18 protein-coding genes are annotated in these 16,715 nt (G+C 34.2%); 3 read left to right on the top strand and 15 right to left on the bottom strand.

Annotation, left to right across the window (positions count from 1 at the left end):
• Positions 1-30: 30 nt before the first annotated feature.
• The 7 genes from AC1RPV_RS04065 to AC1RPV_RS04035 form a co-directional block, all read right to left on the bottom strand.
• Positions 31-975: a Gfo/Idh/MocA family protein gene (locus AC1RPV_RS04065; RefSeq protein WP_481761589.1), complete on the bottom strand. Its 945-nt coding sequence runs from the start codon at positions 973-975 to the stop codon at positions 31-33.
• 135 nt (positions 976-1,110) lie between these two features.
• Positions 1,111-1,491, bottom strand: a complete 381-nt coding sequence (locus AC1RPV_RS04060) for a VOC family protein (protein ID WP_481761590.1) — start codon at positions 1,489-1,491, stop codon at positions 1,111-1,113.
• A 4-nt stretch (positions 1,492-1,495) separates the two neighbouring features.
• Complete coding sequence (locus AC1RPV_RS04055; protein WP_481761591.1) at positions 1,496-1,957, bottom strand: ASCH domain-containing protein; 462 nt, start codon at positions 1,955-1,957, stop codon at positions 1,496-1,498.
• Positions 1,958-1,977: 20 nt separating this feature from the next.
• A complete protein-coding gene (recQ, locus tag AC1RPV_RS04050) occupies positions 1,978-3,729 on the bottom strand; it encodes a DNA helicase RecQ (protein WP_481761592.1) in 1,752 nt (583 codons plus the stop codon).
• A gap of 61 nt (positions 3,730-3,790) precedes the next feature.
• The gene (locus AC1RPV_RS04045; protein ID WP_481761593.1) at positions 3,791-4,495 is read right to left on the bottom strand and encodes a hypothetical protein; all 705 of its coding nucleotides are present in this window, start codon (positions 4,493-4,495) and stop codon (positions 3,791-3,793) included.
• Positions 4,496-4,529: 34 nt separating this feature from the next.
• Positions 4,530-4,967, bottom strand: a complete 438-nt coding sequence (locus AC1RPV_RS04040; protein ID WP_481761594.1) for a hypothetical protein — start codon at positions 4,965-4,967, stop codon at positions 4,530-4,532.
• Between the two features lies 1 nt (position 4,968).
• Entirely contained in the window at positions 4,969-5,184 is a 216-nt protein-coding gene (locus AC1RPV_RS04035) for a helix-turn-helix transcriptional regulator (RefSeq protein WP_481761595.1), read from the bottom strand.
• Positions 5,185-5,409: 225 nt separating this feature from the next.
• On the opposite strand from AC1RPV_RS04035, the gene AC1RPV_RS04030 reads away from it, so the two are divergent.
• Positions 5,410-5,775 carry a DUF805 domain-containing protein gene (locus AC1RPV_RS04030; RefSeq protein ID WP_481761596.1) on the top strand — a complete coding sequence of 122 codons (366 nt, stop codon included), beginning with the start codon at positions 5,410-5,412 and terminating at the stop codon, positions 5,773-5,775.
• Between the two features lie 119 nt (positions 5,776-5,894).
• On the opposite strand, the gene AC1RPV_RS04025 is transcribed toward AC1RPV_RS04030, so the two are convergent.
• The 4 genes from AC1RPV_RS04025 to AC1RPV_RS04010 form a co-directional block, all read right to left on the bottom strand.
• Positions 5,895-6,566, bottom strand: coding sequence for a putative quinol monooxygenase (locus tag AC1RPV_RS04025; protein WP_481761597.1), 672 nt, complete (start codon positions 6,564-6,566; stop codon positions 5,895-5,897).
• Entirely contained in the window at positions 6,567-7,484 is a 918-nt protein-coding gene (locus tag AC1RPV_RS04020; RefSeq protein ID WP_481761598.1) for an amidohydrolase family protein, read from the bottom strand. It abuts the gene before it with no gap.
• Between the two features lie 115 nt (positions 7,485-7,599).
• Positions 7,600-8,184, bottom strand: a complete 585-nt coding sequence (locus AC1RPV_RS04015) for a sugar O-acetyltransferase (RefSeq protein ID WP_481761599.1) — start codon at positions 8,182-8,184, stop codon at positions 7,600-7,602.
• 157 nt (positions 8,185-8,341) lie between these two features.
• Entirely contained in the window at positions 8,342-8,959 is a 618-nt protein-coding gene (locus AC1RPV_RS04010; protein WP_481761600.1) for an NAD(P)H-dependent oxidoreductase, read from the bottom strand.
• A 188-nt stretch (positions 8,960-9,147) separates the two neighbouring features.
• Between AC1RPV_RS04010 and AC1RPV_RS04005 the strand changes: the two genes are divergently transcribed.
• Complete coding sequence (locus AC1RPV_RS04005) at positions 9,148-9,666, top strand: TetR/AcrR family transcriptional regulator (RefSeq protein ID WP_481761601.1); 519 nt, start codon at positions 9,148-9,150, stop codon at positions 9,664-9,666.
• 65 nt (positions 9,667-9,731) lie between these two features.
• Here the strand turns inward: AC1RPV_RS04005 and AC1RPV_RS04000 are convergent, their stop codons facing one another.
• The 4 genes from AC1RPV_RS04000 to AC1RPV_RS03985 form a co-directional block, all read right to left on the bottom strand.
• Entirely contained in the window at positions 9,732-9,875 is a 144-nt protein-coding gene (locus tag AC1RPV_RS04000) for a hypothetical protein (protein ID WP_409022043.1), read from the bottom strand.
• A gap of 236 nt (positions 9,876-10,111) precedes the next feature.
• Positions 10,112-11,572, bottom strand: coding sequence for a ribosomal protection-like ABC-F family protein (gene abc-f, locus AC1RPV_RS03995; protein ID WP_481762188.1), 1,461 nt, complete (start codon positions 11,570-11,572; stop codon positions 10,112-10,114).
• Between the two features lie 312 nt (positions 11,573-11,884).
• Positions 11,885-12,844, bottom strand: a complete 960-nt coding sequence (locus AC1RPV_RS03990) for a beta-galactosidase small subunit (protein ID WP_481761602.1) — start codon at positions 12,842-12,844, stop codon at positions 11,885-11,887.
• Entirely contained in the window at positions 12,828-14,705 is a 1,878-nt protein-coding gene (locus tag AC1RPV_RS03985) for a glycoside hydrolase family 2 TIM barrel-domain containing protein (RefSeq protein ID WP_481761603.1), read from the bottom strand. Before AC1RPV_RS03985 ends, AC1RPV_RS03990 begins: the two co-directional genes overlap by 17 nt.
• A 633-nt stretch (positions 14,706-15,338) precedes the next feature.
• Here AC1RPV_RS03985 and AC1RPV_RS03980 point away from each other — a divergent pair.
• Positions 15,339-16,556 (top strand): ISL3 family transposase, encoded by a 1,218-nt coding sequence (locus tag AC1RPV_RS03980; RefSeq protein ID WP_481761604.1) that lies wholly within the window; start codon positions 15,339-15,341, stop codon positions 16,554-16,556.
• The last annotated feature ends 159 nt before the right edge of the window (positions 16,557-16,715 follow it).

Here is a 16,715-nt window from a genome sequence, read left to right as displayed (position 1 = left end):
AGTAAGCGCTGTCAAAGTTAGTTTAAAGGCTTACTCACCTTGCCTTATTTTTTCAATAACCTGAATAATATTAAACGTATCCTGTAGGCTATGTCGCTCACAAGTCTTTGCACCAATTTCAACTAGATTAATAAAAGCTTGAATTTCAAGCGTCATATCATCTCCAACGATACTATAGTCCCGATTAATTTTTTGTCCATCATTTAATTCAATCGTATATTTTTCAATTCGATTATACATTGGAATAACGATACGACCTTGTTGCCCAACAATAATCGCAACTCGCGGTTTAGCTTCATTTATTGCGCCTTCAATGAGTGCCTGAGCGCCTTTTTCAAAATGTATCGTTGCTGAAAATTTTTCATCAATCCCATTATGCATGTCTAATTTTGATTCAATATGCGAAATATCTGAACCTAAAATTTCTAACACAAAACCAATTGGATAAGTACCGATATCGTTCAAAGCACCACCCTGTCCTTTTTGAAGTAAATATGAAGTTGCTTTTTGAGATGGAATGGCATTAGAACAAAAGTTAGCTGACATGGTTTGGATGGGTCCGATTGAAGCTAAATCTTGTTTTAAATGATCCATACCGATGTTAAATTTTGTTTTAAACGCTTCAACAAATAAGGTTTGATTTTCACTTGAAGCTAATTCAATTTCTTTCATATCTGTCGTTGTTAGTACAGCCGGTTTTTCACAAAATACCGGAATATTTAGCTTCAACGCCTTTAGTGACCACTCTTTATGCAACATATGTGGCAATGCGATATAAACGCCATCAATCGAATCATCGCCTAAAAGAGCTTGATATGAATCATAAATGGTTATATCTGGATTATTCGCTTTAAACACATCGTCATTAAATAATGACTTTGATCCAATTGCTGTAACTTGTCCATTTTTTGTATATCGAATACTTTCATAAAATCGCTTTGCAATATTACCGTAACCAATAATTCCAAAATTCATTGTTCTTATCTCCATTTCTATTTAACCGTTTTCATTAATTATAGCCGACTCATACAGTATGCACCAAATTAAATTTCAAACTCAAAAAGGTCACCCCATTTCCGGGGTGACCTTCTCGTGATTCAATCTTATTTTTTAACCTACAAGTTCAATTTTGTTTCCTTCAGGGTCCAAAATGACTGCTTCATAATAGCCATCCCCTGTTGTCCGAGGGCCACTAACAACTTCTATTCCAGATTTTTTAAAATCAATCACCATTTGATCAACGGTCACATGATTCTCAACAGAAAAGGCTAAATGTGCATAACCAAATCCATCAGGATAGCGATCTGTAATATCCGTTCTCGTCATAATTTCTAATCTTGCTTGACCATCTGGAAAGCTCAAAAAGTATGACGAAAATCCTTTAGTCCCATTGTCATAACGCACACCAAAAGTTGCCTTAAAATTAGTCACATAAAAATCACGCATTGCTTCAAGATTTTCTACCCATAAACCAACGTGTTCGATTTTCATTTGCTTAAACCTCCGTTGTTTCAATCGGAAAAACTAATTCAAATTCCTCACAAACCACTGGCATTGTCTCATCAAATGTCTTATTAACACTTTCTAATTCTTCTTCAAAAAAAGATTGATGAACACTTCGCCAATAAGCTAAATTTCTATCGCCTTCGCCTTCAAGAAAAGCATGCTCTTCTGTAACTTCGTTAAATGGTGTCACATAAACTTTTATTGTTTTCGTAATCGCCATTGGATTATCTTTATAATCAACAATGACATTGTAATCGCCAACTTTTGGTAAAGGTTCTTCATCAAAATATAAATTATAAGCTGACGATGTCCCTGTTTTAAGACCATCTAAAACTAATTTACCTAATTCTAACGTTTCTTTCTTAGTGACGCCAAATGACCATGCATCATAATTATCATGTTCAATTTTATTTGCCTTTTTAAATGCTTGCCAATACTCATAAATTGTCATATGAACTCTCCTTCAAGAATTTAATCTTCTGCGTTTAATATATCTAAGAACAACTCACCATATTTTTCCAATTTACTTTCACCAACACCTTTAACATCCAACATATCAGTTAACGTTTCCGGCATAACCTCACACATTGAATATAACGTTTTATCAGAGAAGATAACAAATGGCGGTACACCTTGTTCCTCTGCTAATTCGCGACGTAATTGTCTTAATTCTTCAAATAGTTCATTATCTTCAGGTAATGCTTGTTTAACTTTTACAGCCATTTTACGTGTAACTTTAGTTTCACCTTTTAAGACGCCAACTCCTTCTGCAGCAAGTTGCAGAACCGGATATTGGCCGCTTGAAGCCTGTAAAAAACCTGACGCAACTAAATAATCAATCAATCCAGAAACTTCCTTCTGCGATTGATCTTTCATCAGTCCATACGTAGGTAATTCATCAAATCTAAACTGCATCACCTTTTGGACTTTTGAACCTGTTAAAACTTGTGCGACTAACCCTTTACCAAAATGTTCACCCATCCGTTTTACACATGATAAAACCTTTTGGGCATCAATCGAAATATCTTGTGCATCTCGTGTATCCAAGCAATTGCCGCAACGGCCACATTCTGGTGCTTCATCGCCAAAATAATTCACAATTGTCTGTTGTAAACACTGTTGCGTGTTTGCGTATTGCGTCATTTCTTGTAATTTTAAATACTCATGTTTTTTATTAACATCATCCATTTCAGATTGGTCAATGAAAAAATGTTGAATCTGAACATCTTTTAAATTAAAAAGTAAAATTGCTTCACTTGGCAAGCCATCTCGTCCAGCACGTCCGGCTTCTTGATAATAAGCTTCTAAACTACCAGGTATCTGATCATGGATTACAAATCGAACATTACTTTTATCAATTCCCATCCCAAATGCATTCGTCGCAATCATTACCTGAACACGATCGTACAAGAAGTCTTCCTGATTCTGACGACGTTCATCTTCTTGCAACCCGCCGTGATACATCGCCACTTTAATCTTAGCTTTTTTTATTAATTTCGTTAACCGTTCGACTTCTTTACGCGTACTTGCATAAATAATACCAGATTGTTGTTTCTGTCCCTTTAAATACTCGAGTAAGAAACGATCACTATTTTGATCTTTAACGACTTGGAAGGCTAAATTTTCACGTGAAAACCCAGTTTTAACTTCATGTATAATCGATAATCGTTGCATAATATCCGCAGCTACTTGAGTTGTCGCTGTCGCTGTTAATGCAATAATCGTCGGATTCGAATTCAAACGTTGAATCGTTTCCGTTAAGCGTAAATAACTAGGACGGAAATCGTGCCCCCATTGTGAGATACAGTGCGCTTCATCAATAGCGACAAGATCAATTCTTAATTCCGCTAAATCTGCCATAAAACCATCAGAATCTAATCGTTCTGGTGACACATAAAGTAACTTAACTTCACCACGAGCAGCTTGATTAAAGCGTTCACGAACCTCCGTGTAATCTAGCGTACTATTGATAAAGGTTGCTGGAATGCCATTTTCATTTAAAGCATCAACTTGATCCTTCATTAAAGAAATTAAAGGAGATATCACTAACGTTAGTCCATCTAATATAAGTGCTGGAATTTGGTAACATAGCGATTTTCCGCCGCCTGTAGGCATAATAGCTAAAACATCTTCACCCGTTAGAATACGATCAATAACTTCTTTTTGACCTTGGCGAAAATTGTCGTACCCAAATTTTTCTTTTAAAACTGATTGTGGATTCATATAATCCTTTCTCTTTGCTCATTTTCTCAGATAATTCTATGTCTTTAAATTATAGCATAGGTTAAGACGCCACAGATGTTTTAGAAAGTGTTTTAATGACCGCTTCAACATCACCCAAATCATTCATTAGTCCCGCGGGATTTTGTTGAGCTGCCCTAAGTTTAGTCATATAATCAACGACAATTGTCGAATCACTAACACTACTTGTGTCTTCAATTCGATAATAAAGATAGTGAATTGAATTAACTTTAGGTTCAAGGATAACGCTTAGATACCAAGTGTTATCTCCAATTTCAATAGTTGCCGTTTCCTTAAAATGACCATATTCTTCTTGTAATTTGCCTTGAATTTGTCCAATCTCAATTGGAACCGTGGCAGGCATTGGTCCTCCAGAATACGCATCTGACGTATTTAATTGTACCTTAGTGCCACGTACTTTCGAATTTTTAAGATTAAATACAACTTTCATATTTGATGCATCTTTGGACCCTTTTTTAATGGTCCAATCAGCGGGTGTAGCATAATTTTTATGCGGTAATATAGCATCACCACCGACGACTATTTTTGCTTGGACTGGTAAGCCATTTGTTCCTGCGTTAATTTTGTATTTTTGGGTTAATTTTATATTTTCTGTCGGTTGAATTCGACTGATTTCTGCCCAACTAGCCGGTTGTGTATCTTTAACTTGAATTAATGTTTTAAATCCTAAGATACCTAAAAAAACTACCATCAAAAAACCGATTGATATTAACATATTTTTCTTCATGCCAAAAATCTCCTAACCTGTTACGCCTCTATTATTAAAGCTTTTTCTCGTAGTATATCGCTAATATTATTGAAATGATTATTATATTCGTATACAAAAAGAAAAGTAGTGCACCAATCCATAATAACGTACTTACTTTTAGAAATGCCCACAAAATGATAAACCCAAACGCTAGAATTAAAATCATGCTATTCATAATTTTTCCAATCATTGCGTTCACAGACTGATCAATTAACTTATTTCGTTCATCCACATTCTCCAGCTGTTCTTCTTTCAGTCCTTTTTTAGAAAAAGTTATATAAAATTGATAGGCCGCAATTCCAAATGATAAGACAACATTAATAAATGATCTAATCAATTTTGACCAATCAAAAGCATCTTTAAAATCTAAGTTCATTATCCAAATTGAGGCAATCCCCACAAACATAAAAAATAAACCTACAAAAAAATGTCGATAACTATAGATTTTCATTTTAATTCTCCTCCATCTCTAAATTTTCCTTTAGCTGAAATAACGCTTCAATCTGACAATCAAACAATAAACTCAAACGATAGGCCAACATTATAGATGGCTTATATTTACCTTTTTCAAGTGAGATAATTGTTCGACTAGAAACTTGAACTTTCTCAGCTAACTGTTCCTGTGTTAATTCAAGCTTAGTTCTGTATTCTTTAACTTTATTTTGCATAATGAACACCTTTCAATATGAAATATACTTCATGTGAAGTTAACTTCATAATATAATAATTATTTTCTTAAGTCAACTAGCTGATTATTTCTGGCACCAAGCATATCAATATAAATTTCTATTTATTTATACTATAATTAAATAAACATCGTCAGATTAACTAATTTAATAATCTAACGATGTCTTTTAACTAAATAAAACGTTTTAAAAAGGAGGATTAAGCATATGGTTCAATCATACAAAAATTTCTGGGAAAATATTTTTAATTTTTCTGACACATCGAATAGATCAGACTATTGGTGGCCTACGATTATTAATAGTATTCTAGGAGCAATTATTATTTATTTTTATACGTCACTCGTTGGCCATCCTATCGATTCGATTTATAATTTTAGTGAACTTACTTTTATGACAAGTCGAAATATTGTTATGTTTATCGTCTGGATTGCAAACTTTGCTGTTTCAGTTCGTCGTTTACATGATACTGATCGTTCTGGTTGGTGGATTTTAATCCAATTCGTTCCATTAGTCGGTAGTATTTGGTTCTTTATTTTAATGGTTTTACCCAGAAAATCAAATCGCTGGGGTTAAATTATATTGATACTCGATTATTAATAAGAGGTGCTGATAAAATTTATCAGCACCTCTTTTGTTTACGGAAAATTAAAAAGATAGCACTGTAATCGACTAACTTGATTACCGCTCTATCTTCATTTTTCAAAAAATAATCCACCCTGATTAACTAAAACATCTGCTACAGGTGTCTCTATTCGTTTATTAAGCACCATTTTTTTCGTCTCTGTTACATATTTTTTAAAATTCATTGTTTGTAAATGAGCTTGGTAATCCTCGTCACTCCGGTAAATTTCAACGAAAATCCATTGATTTAAATCTCCATCTACAGAAGCAATGTATGTCACTAAGAGTCCTGCTTCATTTTCAAATGATTGTTTCATAGTATTCAATGAAACTTCTCTAAATTCTTTAACCCTATTCGGCTCTATTTCAATACTTGTTACTTTGAGTATAGCTCTGTCAGGCTTCAATTCATGCAAGGCTGTTGTTTTTTCTAACAGTAATTCTGGGGATAAATTAATCATCGATTTTTCAATTACTGCCTGAGATGCGATATTACTAAACATTTTAAATTGAGCCGAATTTGCATGTTTTTGATATTGATCTTCGTCTTGATAAGATTCAATCACAATATTTTCAGTACCCGCCTCATCCAAATGTACACTGTACATCGCCAAAGTTCCTTTTTCTTGCTGAATTGAGGTCGTTAAATTAATCATCCCTGCTTTTTCAAATCTTTCACGATCAGATAGCTTAATTTTAAGTTTGAATAGTCTTAATAATGGGGCATTCTTAAGTTCTATCATTTATTCACCCAATCCCATCAAACGATTATAATTTCCATAATTAATCAGGGCTCGATCATCTTTCGAAAGATTCAACTGATCTAAAGCTTCAATTATGGCATCCGTTGCTCCAGCTGGCGCAATCCCTAACGGTGCATCAGTTCCAAACAGTACGTGGCTAACACCATAATAATCAATTGCTAACCCTAATGCTTTAGGATTGCCCAATAATGCAGTATCTACATAGAAACGTTTAAAATCAGCTGCCTGTTCTGGTGATAGAATATGGTTAATTCGTTCAGCAAAATAAGGCACCATTGCCCCAGCATGATGAACAATTACTTTAAGTGTAGGATAGTCATTAAAAATTCCTGACTGTACTAATTGCAACATTGCTTGCGCTAGTTCATATTCCCAACTAAAAATAATATTATTGTCTGGTTTACGATCATCAAAAATTGGGTGTAACAGAATTGGGATATTTAATTGTGCAGCCATTTCAAAAATAACCCGGTATTCCTTTGCAGCAATACTTTTTCCAAGGGCACGCGTAAATAACTGAATGCCAACTAATTCTGAATTTTTTAGCACTTGTTCTTTTATAATACGTGTTGCTTCATCGATGTTATTTAGAGGTATCATTGCAATACCCGCTTTAAACAAGTCTGCATTTTGTTGAACCATTTCAATTATTTCGTTATTAGCTTGCCAGCATAATGCCGCTGCTTGTTCTGGCCCTACGTAGTCCTCAGGATTCACGTTGACTGCTGAGATAACTTGTTGGACATTTCTGTTCCGTAATAGGCGTCTTTGTTCAATATCAATCAATATGGGATGTTTAATAAATGGCATTTTTTCTGGCAAGTTCGGCTGAATAGCTAACATCTCGTTATAAAAATGTGGTGGTAAAACGTGTGCAAAAACATCAATACTTGTCATTAACTTTTCCCTCCTACAACCTAATTTAGGTTTCTTTAATTTAGCTGATTATCTAATACTAGGCAAAAATGCTAAAATAGCCTGCTCATTCCTCTCACCTAATATAAAAATTTTCTTATTTTAATGGCTCTAATTGTTTGATAACTTTGGCGGGCACGCCGCCCACTACTGTATTGTCAGGAACATCTTTTGTCACCACTGCACCAGCTGCTACAATCACATTATCCCCAATATGAACGCCACCAATAATCGTGACATTTCCACCTATCCACACATCGTTTCCAATTGTAATTGGTTTAGTATAAGTAATTAAATAACGACTACCATCTTGTCTTTTTCCAAAACGTTTTGTTGCATCTAATGCATGTTCACCACAATATAACTTCGTGTCTGGCGCGACAATGACACGATCTCCTAATGTGATTTTGTTTGAATCTTGAAATGTACAATTACCGTTAATAAAAACATCATCACCAACAGTGATATGTTTACCATAAACTGTATTAAATTGACCATTAATAACGAGTCCTTCCCCAGATTTCCCTAACAACTCGTGAATTGCTGTTGCTCTTTTCTCTAGGTCAGTTGTCGTATTGATTATAGTGACTAATTCTTTACCCGCCGCAATCATACCCTGTAATTCTGGGTCGCGATAATCATAATCTTGACCTGCCAATAATTTTTCATGTTCTGTCATCATTTTGCCCCTCCATTCACTATTTGACGCCCTTTTCTTCCTTAATAATTCAATTGTATTATACTACTTAAATTAACTGAACTAAATTCAAAAGATTCGGTTCTAGTGATATTAAAAAAGAGCCAACCTAATTGTATTTACCCAATCAGGTTGAACCCTCTTACTTCACAATATTATTTTCAAACTTCTTCAACAACTGTTGTCGTTTTTCAAGTTTCATTCCTTGAACTGCAGCAAAGTTAAACCATTTCAACTGGTTAAACCCCATCTTCCGGAATGTTCCCCTAAATACCATTTTAGTCACAGGATTTCCAAAGATAGTTCGATAAATCCAACCTGGTGTTGACATAGTTGTAACCATTTTAACTTTCTTTAAATGAACCATCTCATTTTTAAATAATTTTTTATTTTCCTGCTCTGTATAAAGAATCCCTTTAGCAATAACTTTGTCAAAGAATCCCTTCATCATAGCTGGCATAGATTCCCACCAGATTGGAAAAATAAAGACAAGCTCATCTGCAGCCATGAGGCGTTCTTGATAATTCGCCGTCATAGAATCCGTTGGTATCTTCTTACGCCAAGATATTAGGTCTTCTTGGTGCATTACAGGATCAAACCCATCTTTATGCAAATCAATTACGTCCACAATACAGCCCTCTTTTTCATACGCTGCTTTAGCACTAACTAGTAATGCCGCTGAATAACTCCTATTGTGCAATTCATTGTATCCAGCGTCTGCAGTGTAGGGATGATCAAATATAATACAAATTTTTTTCATGTTCAATAACCTCTTTTAATTAGTTTAATAAATTTTCCGACTTTAATGACTTTATATAAAATACTTCAAGTGTCATTTATCTTTCTTGCTATAAGTGTTACATTTGTTACACTTATATTAATCATTTATCGCGTGATTTACAAGATACAAAATCGTGTTATTTGTTACACTTCAAGGAGATATAAAAAATGACGGAAAATAACCAAGCAAAATTAAGTAAAAATTTGATTATTGATTCTTTAATTGACTTATTAAAAATAAAATCTTATCAAGAAATCACAATAACTGAAATCACAAAAAAAGCCGGAGTTGCCCGGCTGACTTTCTATCGTAATTTTGAAAATAAGGACGCGATTTTACTAACTCGGTCCGATTACTTATTTGACCAGTTTTACGCCGAACTCAAGTCCAATCAAACAGAAATTAGTTTGAAAAACATTTTCAAGCTAGCTTTTAACTATTGGCATAATGATTCTGAATTTATGGATATCCTAATTAAAAATGATATTGTTTATTTATTGGAAGATTCTTTTTATACTTATTTTGAAAAGATTCTTAAAGATACGCCTAGTATCAGTCGGCTAAATAATACTCAAAAAACGTTCATTCTTGGTGGCGTTCTACGAACGATGTTGCAATGGATTAGTAGTGGTAGTCCTGCTACAGCTGAAGAAGTTACTGCAGATATATTGGAATTGATTCAGTAAAAGTATGCTAGATTTTAATGATTAAAAAAATAGCCCAGATATTTATCTGAGCTAAGTCTAAACCTCTATTTAAAAATCTTAGGACCCTTACGCATTTTAGTACGATCATTTCTAGCAGTAGCCTTCTTATTGAAGTTTCCGCCATCAGTTTGTTTCTTTTTGATAATTTCTAGCATTTTATCTCTATCAGTCTTTGCTTTATCAGCCATTAATGTTTCCTCCTTGCTCTATTAATTAACAATTTCTTTCAAAGTTAAAGATTCATATTATGAATACATGCCTTCAAATAAAGTTGATCTTTTATTATTCAACTTACGTCGATTTTAATTCTGTATGCCCCGCTAATCAGTATACAGTTAAAATAACTATGCTCTTAACAGTATATCATTACGACTATCTTGATATCAATAGACGTATAAATTGGATGCCTTTAATTAACCATTCACTAATAATGTTCAATCTCAACGAATTTTGTTCCAACCTTTTCAACGAATTCTTTATCATGATCAATGATTAACATCGGTGGTTGAAAAGCCAGAATAACATCTTGAATTTGTTGACGCGTGATAACATCTAGATAATTAAGTGGCTCATCCCAAATATATATATTTGCTGGTTCAACCAACGAACGACTCAAAGCCACTTTTCTCTTTTGGCCCATGCTCATTTGACTGATATCTTTATCAAATTCATAACGTTCAAAACCAAGTTTTCTTAATGTATCCAACATTAAAGAATAAGAAACATTTTTTTCTGCAGCGAATTCTTGTAAAGAACCAGATAAACCATCAAAATTTTGCGGTAACCAGCTCACTTTTAAAGGTGTTGCAAATTTGTATTGCCCTTGATACTTTAATTGACCTAGTATAGCAGCGATAACGCTCGATTTACCAGAACCATTTTCACCCTGAAGAATAACGCGCTCTCCCATCTTTAATTTAAAATCTACCGGTTTATTTACCGGCAATTGTTTACGAAATGCTGATAAGCCAATTACCTCTAGTAAAGTCTTATCTGACACTAATTTTTCAAAATTCAACGTTAAAAGATCTGCCACATCAATATTCTTAAGTAAAGATTTTTTCTCTTCTACTGCTTTATCGGCACGTTTTTTAATACTTAGTACCCGTTTCATAGATTTAGCTGCCTTGTGGCTAATAAATCCTCTGTCTGTCGCACCAGATACTTTCGCCTCAGTCTGATTAGCCCAACCCGATTTTTTCCGTGAAGCACCTTCTAATCGTTTAATATCATGTTGTAATTTTTCTTTTTCATTATATTCCCAATTATTTCGTGACGTATTTTCGTCAGCCCACGTATTATAATTACCCTTAAATTGACTGATTTTAGCGCGATCAATTGAAATAACATGATCAATAATATTATTTAAAAAATAACGATCATGACTGATTAAAATAAATCCTTGTTTTTGTCTTAGATAATCAGAAATAATTTTTCGACCGTTTTCATCTAAATGATTAGTCGGTTCATCTATTAATTGAAATTTACCTTCGCCAACAAATAAGCTGGCTAATAATATCTTAGTTTGCTGTCCTGGACTTAATTGATTAAATGGTTCCGTCAATAATTTTTCAGATAGTCCAAGTTTATCTAATTCGATTAAAATTTGCCACTGATCATAGTCTTGTAAGTCTGTGATACTCTTGATAACCAGCCACACTGACTCTTCTGGTTTAACAACTGTTTGAGGAAAATACTGAAATTCTAAATCTGTTCTAATCTTTCCTTGGTACTGTAATTGATTTTGTAAAATTCTAAATAAAGTCGTTTTTCCGCGACCATTTCTACCAATTAGACCTAACTTCCAGCTGGCATCTAATTGTAAATCAACATTTTTAAAAATTGGTGCTAATTGTCCATCATATTGAAAACTTAATTGTTTAATTTGTATTGTTCCTATAGTAATTACCTCATTTCTTTGTGAGGTCGACCGCTAAACTATCCATTTGATTCTACAAAAAAAGAGCATACAGTTATATGCTCTTCAATCGTTATCCATCAAAAAAAGTGGTTCTTTCAGATGTGAAAAAGAATTGATATTGCAAACCGTTTGAATAGTCAACATGCATAAAAAGACACACTTCGTCCCTTGTTTAGTCGACAGTTATTCGATTAACGATTTGTATTTACCAATGCACTTCACACTCCCTGTTTATTAATTATTTACAGTCTACTATAGTTATGGTAGATAGGCAAATTAATCAAATGTGATATTAAATTGGTAAGCAATATCCTTCATCGCATCAATTTGATAGTCATCCTCAACATCACTACCCCAACTATCAATACCACCAACACCTCGAACGGCGCCTAGAATCGATAAAACGGTACGATGTTCCGCTGGTAATTCGCTATGATGTGTCGCATTTTCTAATTCTTCAGCTGTATAAGGTAAACAACTAAACGCAATTGGTTGATCAACCGCACTGAATGTTAAACCCGTTTCAGAAGCCTGTTGCATACGATTATCCAGAACAGACTGTCGATAAACAGTTACCCAATCATTTTGCATATGCACACCACAATCTTGCGGAACTAAGTATGGTGTCACTGGTAACCCTTGAACTTCATATCGGCCTGGAATTCCTCCGGCCATTCTATCTGGATAAGTTTCTCCTGATAATCCTTGGTAACAAAAACGAGTCGCTGGTGTGGGCATAATAAATCGCAACCCAAAAACAGGTAATGAGGGTAATCCAGCTTTTCCTTGGTATGAAACTGCAACATTCATTTTTCCGGTTGCTTCAACAGTATAAGTGACCGTCACTTGCGTTTGCGGCACAGTCAGTGTGTTATAGATATAACTTATAGCCACTTTTTCAGCGACTTCATGGTTAGTGTAACGATTATTTTCTGGTGCAATCGGTAACGCAATTGGTTTACCATTAATAGCAACTTTAACTGATTGACAATTACTGAATTGATCAGCGGCCAACCACATCCCTGACTTTACTGGAAACTGACTCCCCTGATCGTTATCCGTTGTTGCACGCCAAAAAGTCGGTTTTGGTGAGCGATAAAGCCACTCTTTACCTTGAATTCTAAAAGATTCTGGGCCACCCGTTTGATAGGAGAAAATATAATGAAAATCATTTCCTTTTAAACCGAGTGTGACATCTCCGTAAATGACAGTTAACTGCTTATTTATCTGTGCCATAATAGTATTTTACCTCCTGCATTGCTGGTTTTTCATTACGTGTGGCAAAAACGAGTCCATCACCCGAAAATGCATAATCAGATGGTCGATCATCAAAATCGCCACCATAACGCAACTCATTTTGACCTGTGACGGGATCTTCAACTAACAATGCTTGATCGATAAAGTCCCAGATGAAACCACCTTGATAGGATTCATATTGTTGTAATAAATCAATATATGATTTCATCCCGCCCAATGAATTACCCATATCATGCATATACTCACACAAGATAAATGGTTTTTGTGGTGAATTTTCTAGATAGTCTTTAATTTCGGCTGGTGTTGCATACATCCGACTTTCAACATCTGAAATGACATCTTTGTATTCAGGCGCACGGAAAACACCTTCATAATGAACTAAACGTGTCGAATCTTTTTGTTTATAGTACTCATTCATTTTCGCTAAGACACTGCCGGCGTATGATTCGTTACCCAATGACCAAAATAAAACTGAGGGATGATTTTTAAATAACTCAAAATTACTTTTAGCGCGGTCTAAAACGGCTGCTTCCCATTGATCCGATGAGCCGGGCACATTCCAAGAAGGCTCAACTTCACCCATTTTCTGCCAAGAACCATGTGATTCTAAGTTGGTTTCAGCCATCATATAAATACCAGCCTGATCACAACGATTGTAAAAAGATAATCGATCTGGATAATGTGACGTCCGAACTGCGTTAATATTGTTACGTTGCATACAGTCAACATCCCAAGCTTCATCATTATCTGAAATGGTTCTTCCTGATTTAGGGTTCCACTCATGACGATTAACACCATTGATAATTAATCGTTCACCATTTAATAACATCACGCGATTCTTAATTTCAATTTTGCGAAAACCAACTGGTTGTTGGATAATTTCAATTAATTGCCCATCAGCATCTAAAATTTCTAATTGTAATGTATATAAATAAGGCCGGTCATTCTGCCAAGCAGTCACTGGTTGTGCTAAATTGTAGTGTTTTTCGACATCTGACCCACTCATTAATTCATCGCTAAATAACACCGCATCTTGGTCTTTGAATGTGACACGGACACGTTGTTCTGCCCCACTAAAATGAAGTTGTAAATCTACTTGTCCTGTTTTTTGTCCACTATCGTAATCAGGAATCACCCAAAAATCATCTAAATGTGTTGCAGGTTGTGCTAACAGTGTCACATCACGAAAAATTCCGAAGAAACGGAAAAAGTCTTGGTCTTCAATGAAGGCTGCAGAACTTCGTTTATGCACTTCAACTGCCAAACAATTATCCTTATCTTTTAAATAAGGTGTCAGGTCAAATTCGCTTGGTGTAAAACTATCTTCTGCGTATCCTAGAAAATGTCCATTCAACCAGACGTACATTGCCTGTTCAACACCTTCAAAACGGATAATAACGCGTTTATTTTGAAGAGTTGGTTCCAAGTCAAAATGGTTTAAATATGAACCTACTGGATTATATTCTGCATCACTAAACATTCCAGCATACTGATTTAAATCAGTATCTGAAAAAGCAGGTCGTCTATATTCATGTCCTTCCCAAGGATACATCGTATTAATATAATGTAATTGCTCATATCCTGATAATTCAATATGCTGTGGTACTGGAATTGTGTCAAATTGTTCTGCATCAAAGTCAGTCTGATAGAAATTTTTTGGTCGACTTGCTGCATTAGTGCTGTAACTAAATTTCCAAGTTCCATTCAAAGATTGTTCAAATGAACTTTTTTGTTGTAACATTTCTGCTTGAGTTGCATAGTACTTATGATCACTGTGAGCTGGTACCTGTCCAACACGAAAAACGGTTGGTGTATCTAGCCATTCAATTTCTGGTGTCATCTGTTTGCCTCCGTTTTATATAAAAGCGTTTTCATAATTAAGTATATGTTTTCTTTTGGAGGTTGTCAAAAAGCATTATAAAATTGAGACAATAAAAAAAATTAGATTTAAGTGAAAATACGGTAATCTCATTTTTATTTTGTGTAAAATTGATTAACTTCTTCCTTTGGGCCTTTTAATTGATTTTTGCAGTAAGTTTCAGTATCGATTGCTGTATTAATCCTTCTGCAAAAATGAAAAAATGTAAAGGGAGGAGAAATCGTTTATATACCCTTTACTTTTCTTTGTGTTTTAGCTAGGTTATTATCAGTAGTTGCTCCCAAAACCCAACGAATATTCCAAATAGAAGGAAATATCTTTAAATTTTAAATACAATAAAAAGGCTCTGTACTATCTGTTGTTGGGACTAGTGTAAAAACTATTACTGATGACAGTTTTTTTGTATAATAACAAAAAAAAGCCAAAAGTCATAAGACTTTTGGTTACGAGTTCATCCATGTTCATTATCCCTCAACCACCACAGATGAATTAATAAGAAAGATGGAACTCTCCGCATGCCTAATCATACTAAATTTTGGCTTAAAATAAAAGACAGTAGTCTAACGATTGTTGATTATCAGTCTTCTAATGACGGTGTCACTCGATTTAACCGTGTTCTTGATTACCAGCCGAAGGGATTGTCCAAATTGTGATATTAAAAACGAAGGACAGATTATCAGGTATAGTTGGCGTCAAACACCCATACGCTACCCTAAATTTTTTGGTAAATGTATCATTTTATCACTCAAACGAAGATACTTTAGCTGTCATGAGCGGCAGTCATACTTCCTTGTCCAAACAAGTGTGGTTCCTAAAAATTGTACGATTTCCAATCTATCTAAACAGCTCTGTTTAACTAAATTAGCGGAATCCGTTTCTTTAACTCATATTGCTAATGAAATTTCGAATCCTGATTCCTTTGTAGGTCGTATTTTAATGACCTTTGAACGTGATTTTAAACCTAATTATAAATTTTTACCTAAAGTACTCCTACTTGACGAAGTCAAGAGTACCAAATCAGCTACAGATGCCATGAGTTTTGAATTTATGGATGCTAGTAACCATGAATTAATCAAACTTTTATCTTTTAGAAGATTCTATCAAATAGAACGTTATTTTTATCGTTACTCAGCTGCAGCTAGAAAAAACGTGAAAATTATCGTAACTGATATGAATTATACCTATCCTAAACTAGCCAAAGAAGTCTTTCCTAACGCGATTGTCATCATAGATACCTTTCATATTATCAATTCAGTGAATCGTGGATTCACTAAAACTAGAATTAGACTGATGAAAGAACTTTCAAAATCATCACAAGACTACAAAGCACTAAAACGTTACTGGAAGCTCCTGTTAAAACCTTCTGAAACCTTAGATTTTAAAAATTTCAAGAAATGGACTTATTTCCCATACCTAACAACAGAAACAAATGTCGTTGATCATTTATTAGCGATTCATCCTGAACTAAATAAATCATATGAACTCATGAACCAAATAAGATCAACCATTCGGTTGAAGGACTGGAAATCTTATGATTTTACAGTTAGAAACACCGAAAGGTGTTCTGAAGAAATGCTTAAAAGTATTGAAACGTTGCTTTGTCACCATTCTGAGATTAAAAATAATTTTGGCTATTATTATACTAACGGTCCTTTAGAAGGAATAAACAATAAAATTAAGGTCATTAAACGCGTTGGTTTTGAATTTAGAAATTTTCGTAGATTCCGAACTAGAATATTTTATACACTTAAAATCCATACAAAAAAACACCTCACAAATTGCTTTGTGAAGTGCTTCAAAATATCGATATAAATATATATTAGCGTTTTGAGAATTATCGATTAATACTTCATGGAATCTTATCTATTTGAATCCACTTGTATCAATACTTTACAATATTGAAAAAGGAACAACATTGAATAAAATCCATAATACGAGATAAAATTAACACCATAAAATAGACTAGTCAAG

The organism is Dellaglioa sp. CoH-55-MRSF-9 (genome assembly GCF_056782155.1).
Note: the sequence above shows the minus strand (reverse complement) of the source record. Positions and strands in the feature narration are given on the sequence as shown.

Excerpts from the sequence above, each read along its gene's own strand:
- AC1RPV_RS04065 (WP_481761589.1), bottom strand. The coding sequence starts at position 975 with ATGAATTTTGGAATTATTGGTTACGGTAATATTGCAAAGCGATTTTAT.
- AC1RPV_RS04060 (WP_481761590.1), bottom strand. The coding sequence starts at position 1,491 with ATGAAAATCGAACACGTTGGTTTATGGGTAGAAAATCTTGAAGCAATG.
- AC1RPV_RS04055 (WP_481761591.1), bottom strand. The coding sequence starts at position 1,957 with ATGACAATTTATGAGTATTGGCAAGCATTTAAAAAGGCAAATAAAATT.
- recQ (WP_481761592.1), bottom strand. The coding sequence starts at position 3,729 with ATGAATCCACAATCAGTTTTAAAAGAAAAATTTGGGTACGACAATTTT.
- AC1RPV_RS04045 (WP_481761593.1), bottom strand. The coding sequence starts at position 4,495 with ATGAAGAAAAATATGTTAATATCAATCGGTTTTTTGATGGTAGTTTTT.
- AC1RPV_RS04040 (WP_481761594.1), bottom strand. The coding sequence starts at position 4,967 with ATGAAAATCTATAGTTATCGACATTTTTTTGTAGGTTTATTTTTTATG.
- AC1RPV_RS04035 (WP_481761595.1), bottom strand. The coding sequence starts at position 5,184 with ATGCAAAATAAAGTTAAAGAATACAGAACTAAGCTTGAATTAACACAG.
- AC1RPV_RS04030 (WP_481761596.1), top strand. The coding sequence starts at position 5,410 with ATGGTTCAATCATACAAAAATTTCTGGGAAAATATTTTTAATTTTTCT.
- AC1RPV_RS04025 (WP_481761597.1), bottom strand. The coding sequence starts at position 6,566 with ATGATAGAACTTAAGAATGCCCCATTATTAAGACTATTCAAACTTAAA.
- AC1RPV_RS04020 (WP_481761598.1), bottom strand. The coding sequence starts at position 7,484 with ATGACAAGTATTGATGTTTTTGCACACGTTTTACCACCACATTTTTAT.
- AC1RPV_RS04015 (WP_481761599.1), bottom strand. The coding sequence starts at position 8,184 with ATGATGACAGAACATGAAAAATTATTGGCAGGTCAAGATTATGATTAT.
- AC1RPV_RS04010 (WP_481761600.1), bottom strand. The coding sequence starts at position 8,959 with ATGAAAAAAATTTGTATTATATTTGATCATCCCTACACTGCAGACGCT.
- AC1RPV_RS04005 (WP_481761601.1), top strand. The coding sequence starts at position 9,148 with ATGACGGAAAATAACCAAGCAAAATTAAGTAAAAATTTGATTATTGAT.
- AC1RPV_RS04000 (WP_409022043.1), bottom strand. The coding sequence starts at position 9,875 with ATGGCTGATAAAGCAAAGACTGATAGAGATAAAATGCTAGAAATTATC.
- AC1RPV_RS03990 (WP_481761602.1), bottom strand. The coding sequence starts at position 12,844 with ATGGCACAGATAAATAAGCAGTTAACTGTCATTTACGGAGATGTCACA.
- AC1RPV_RS03985 (WP_481761603.1), bottom strand. The coding sequence starts at position 14,705 with ATGACACCAGAAATTGAATGGCTAGATACACCAACCGTTTTTCGTGTT.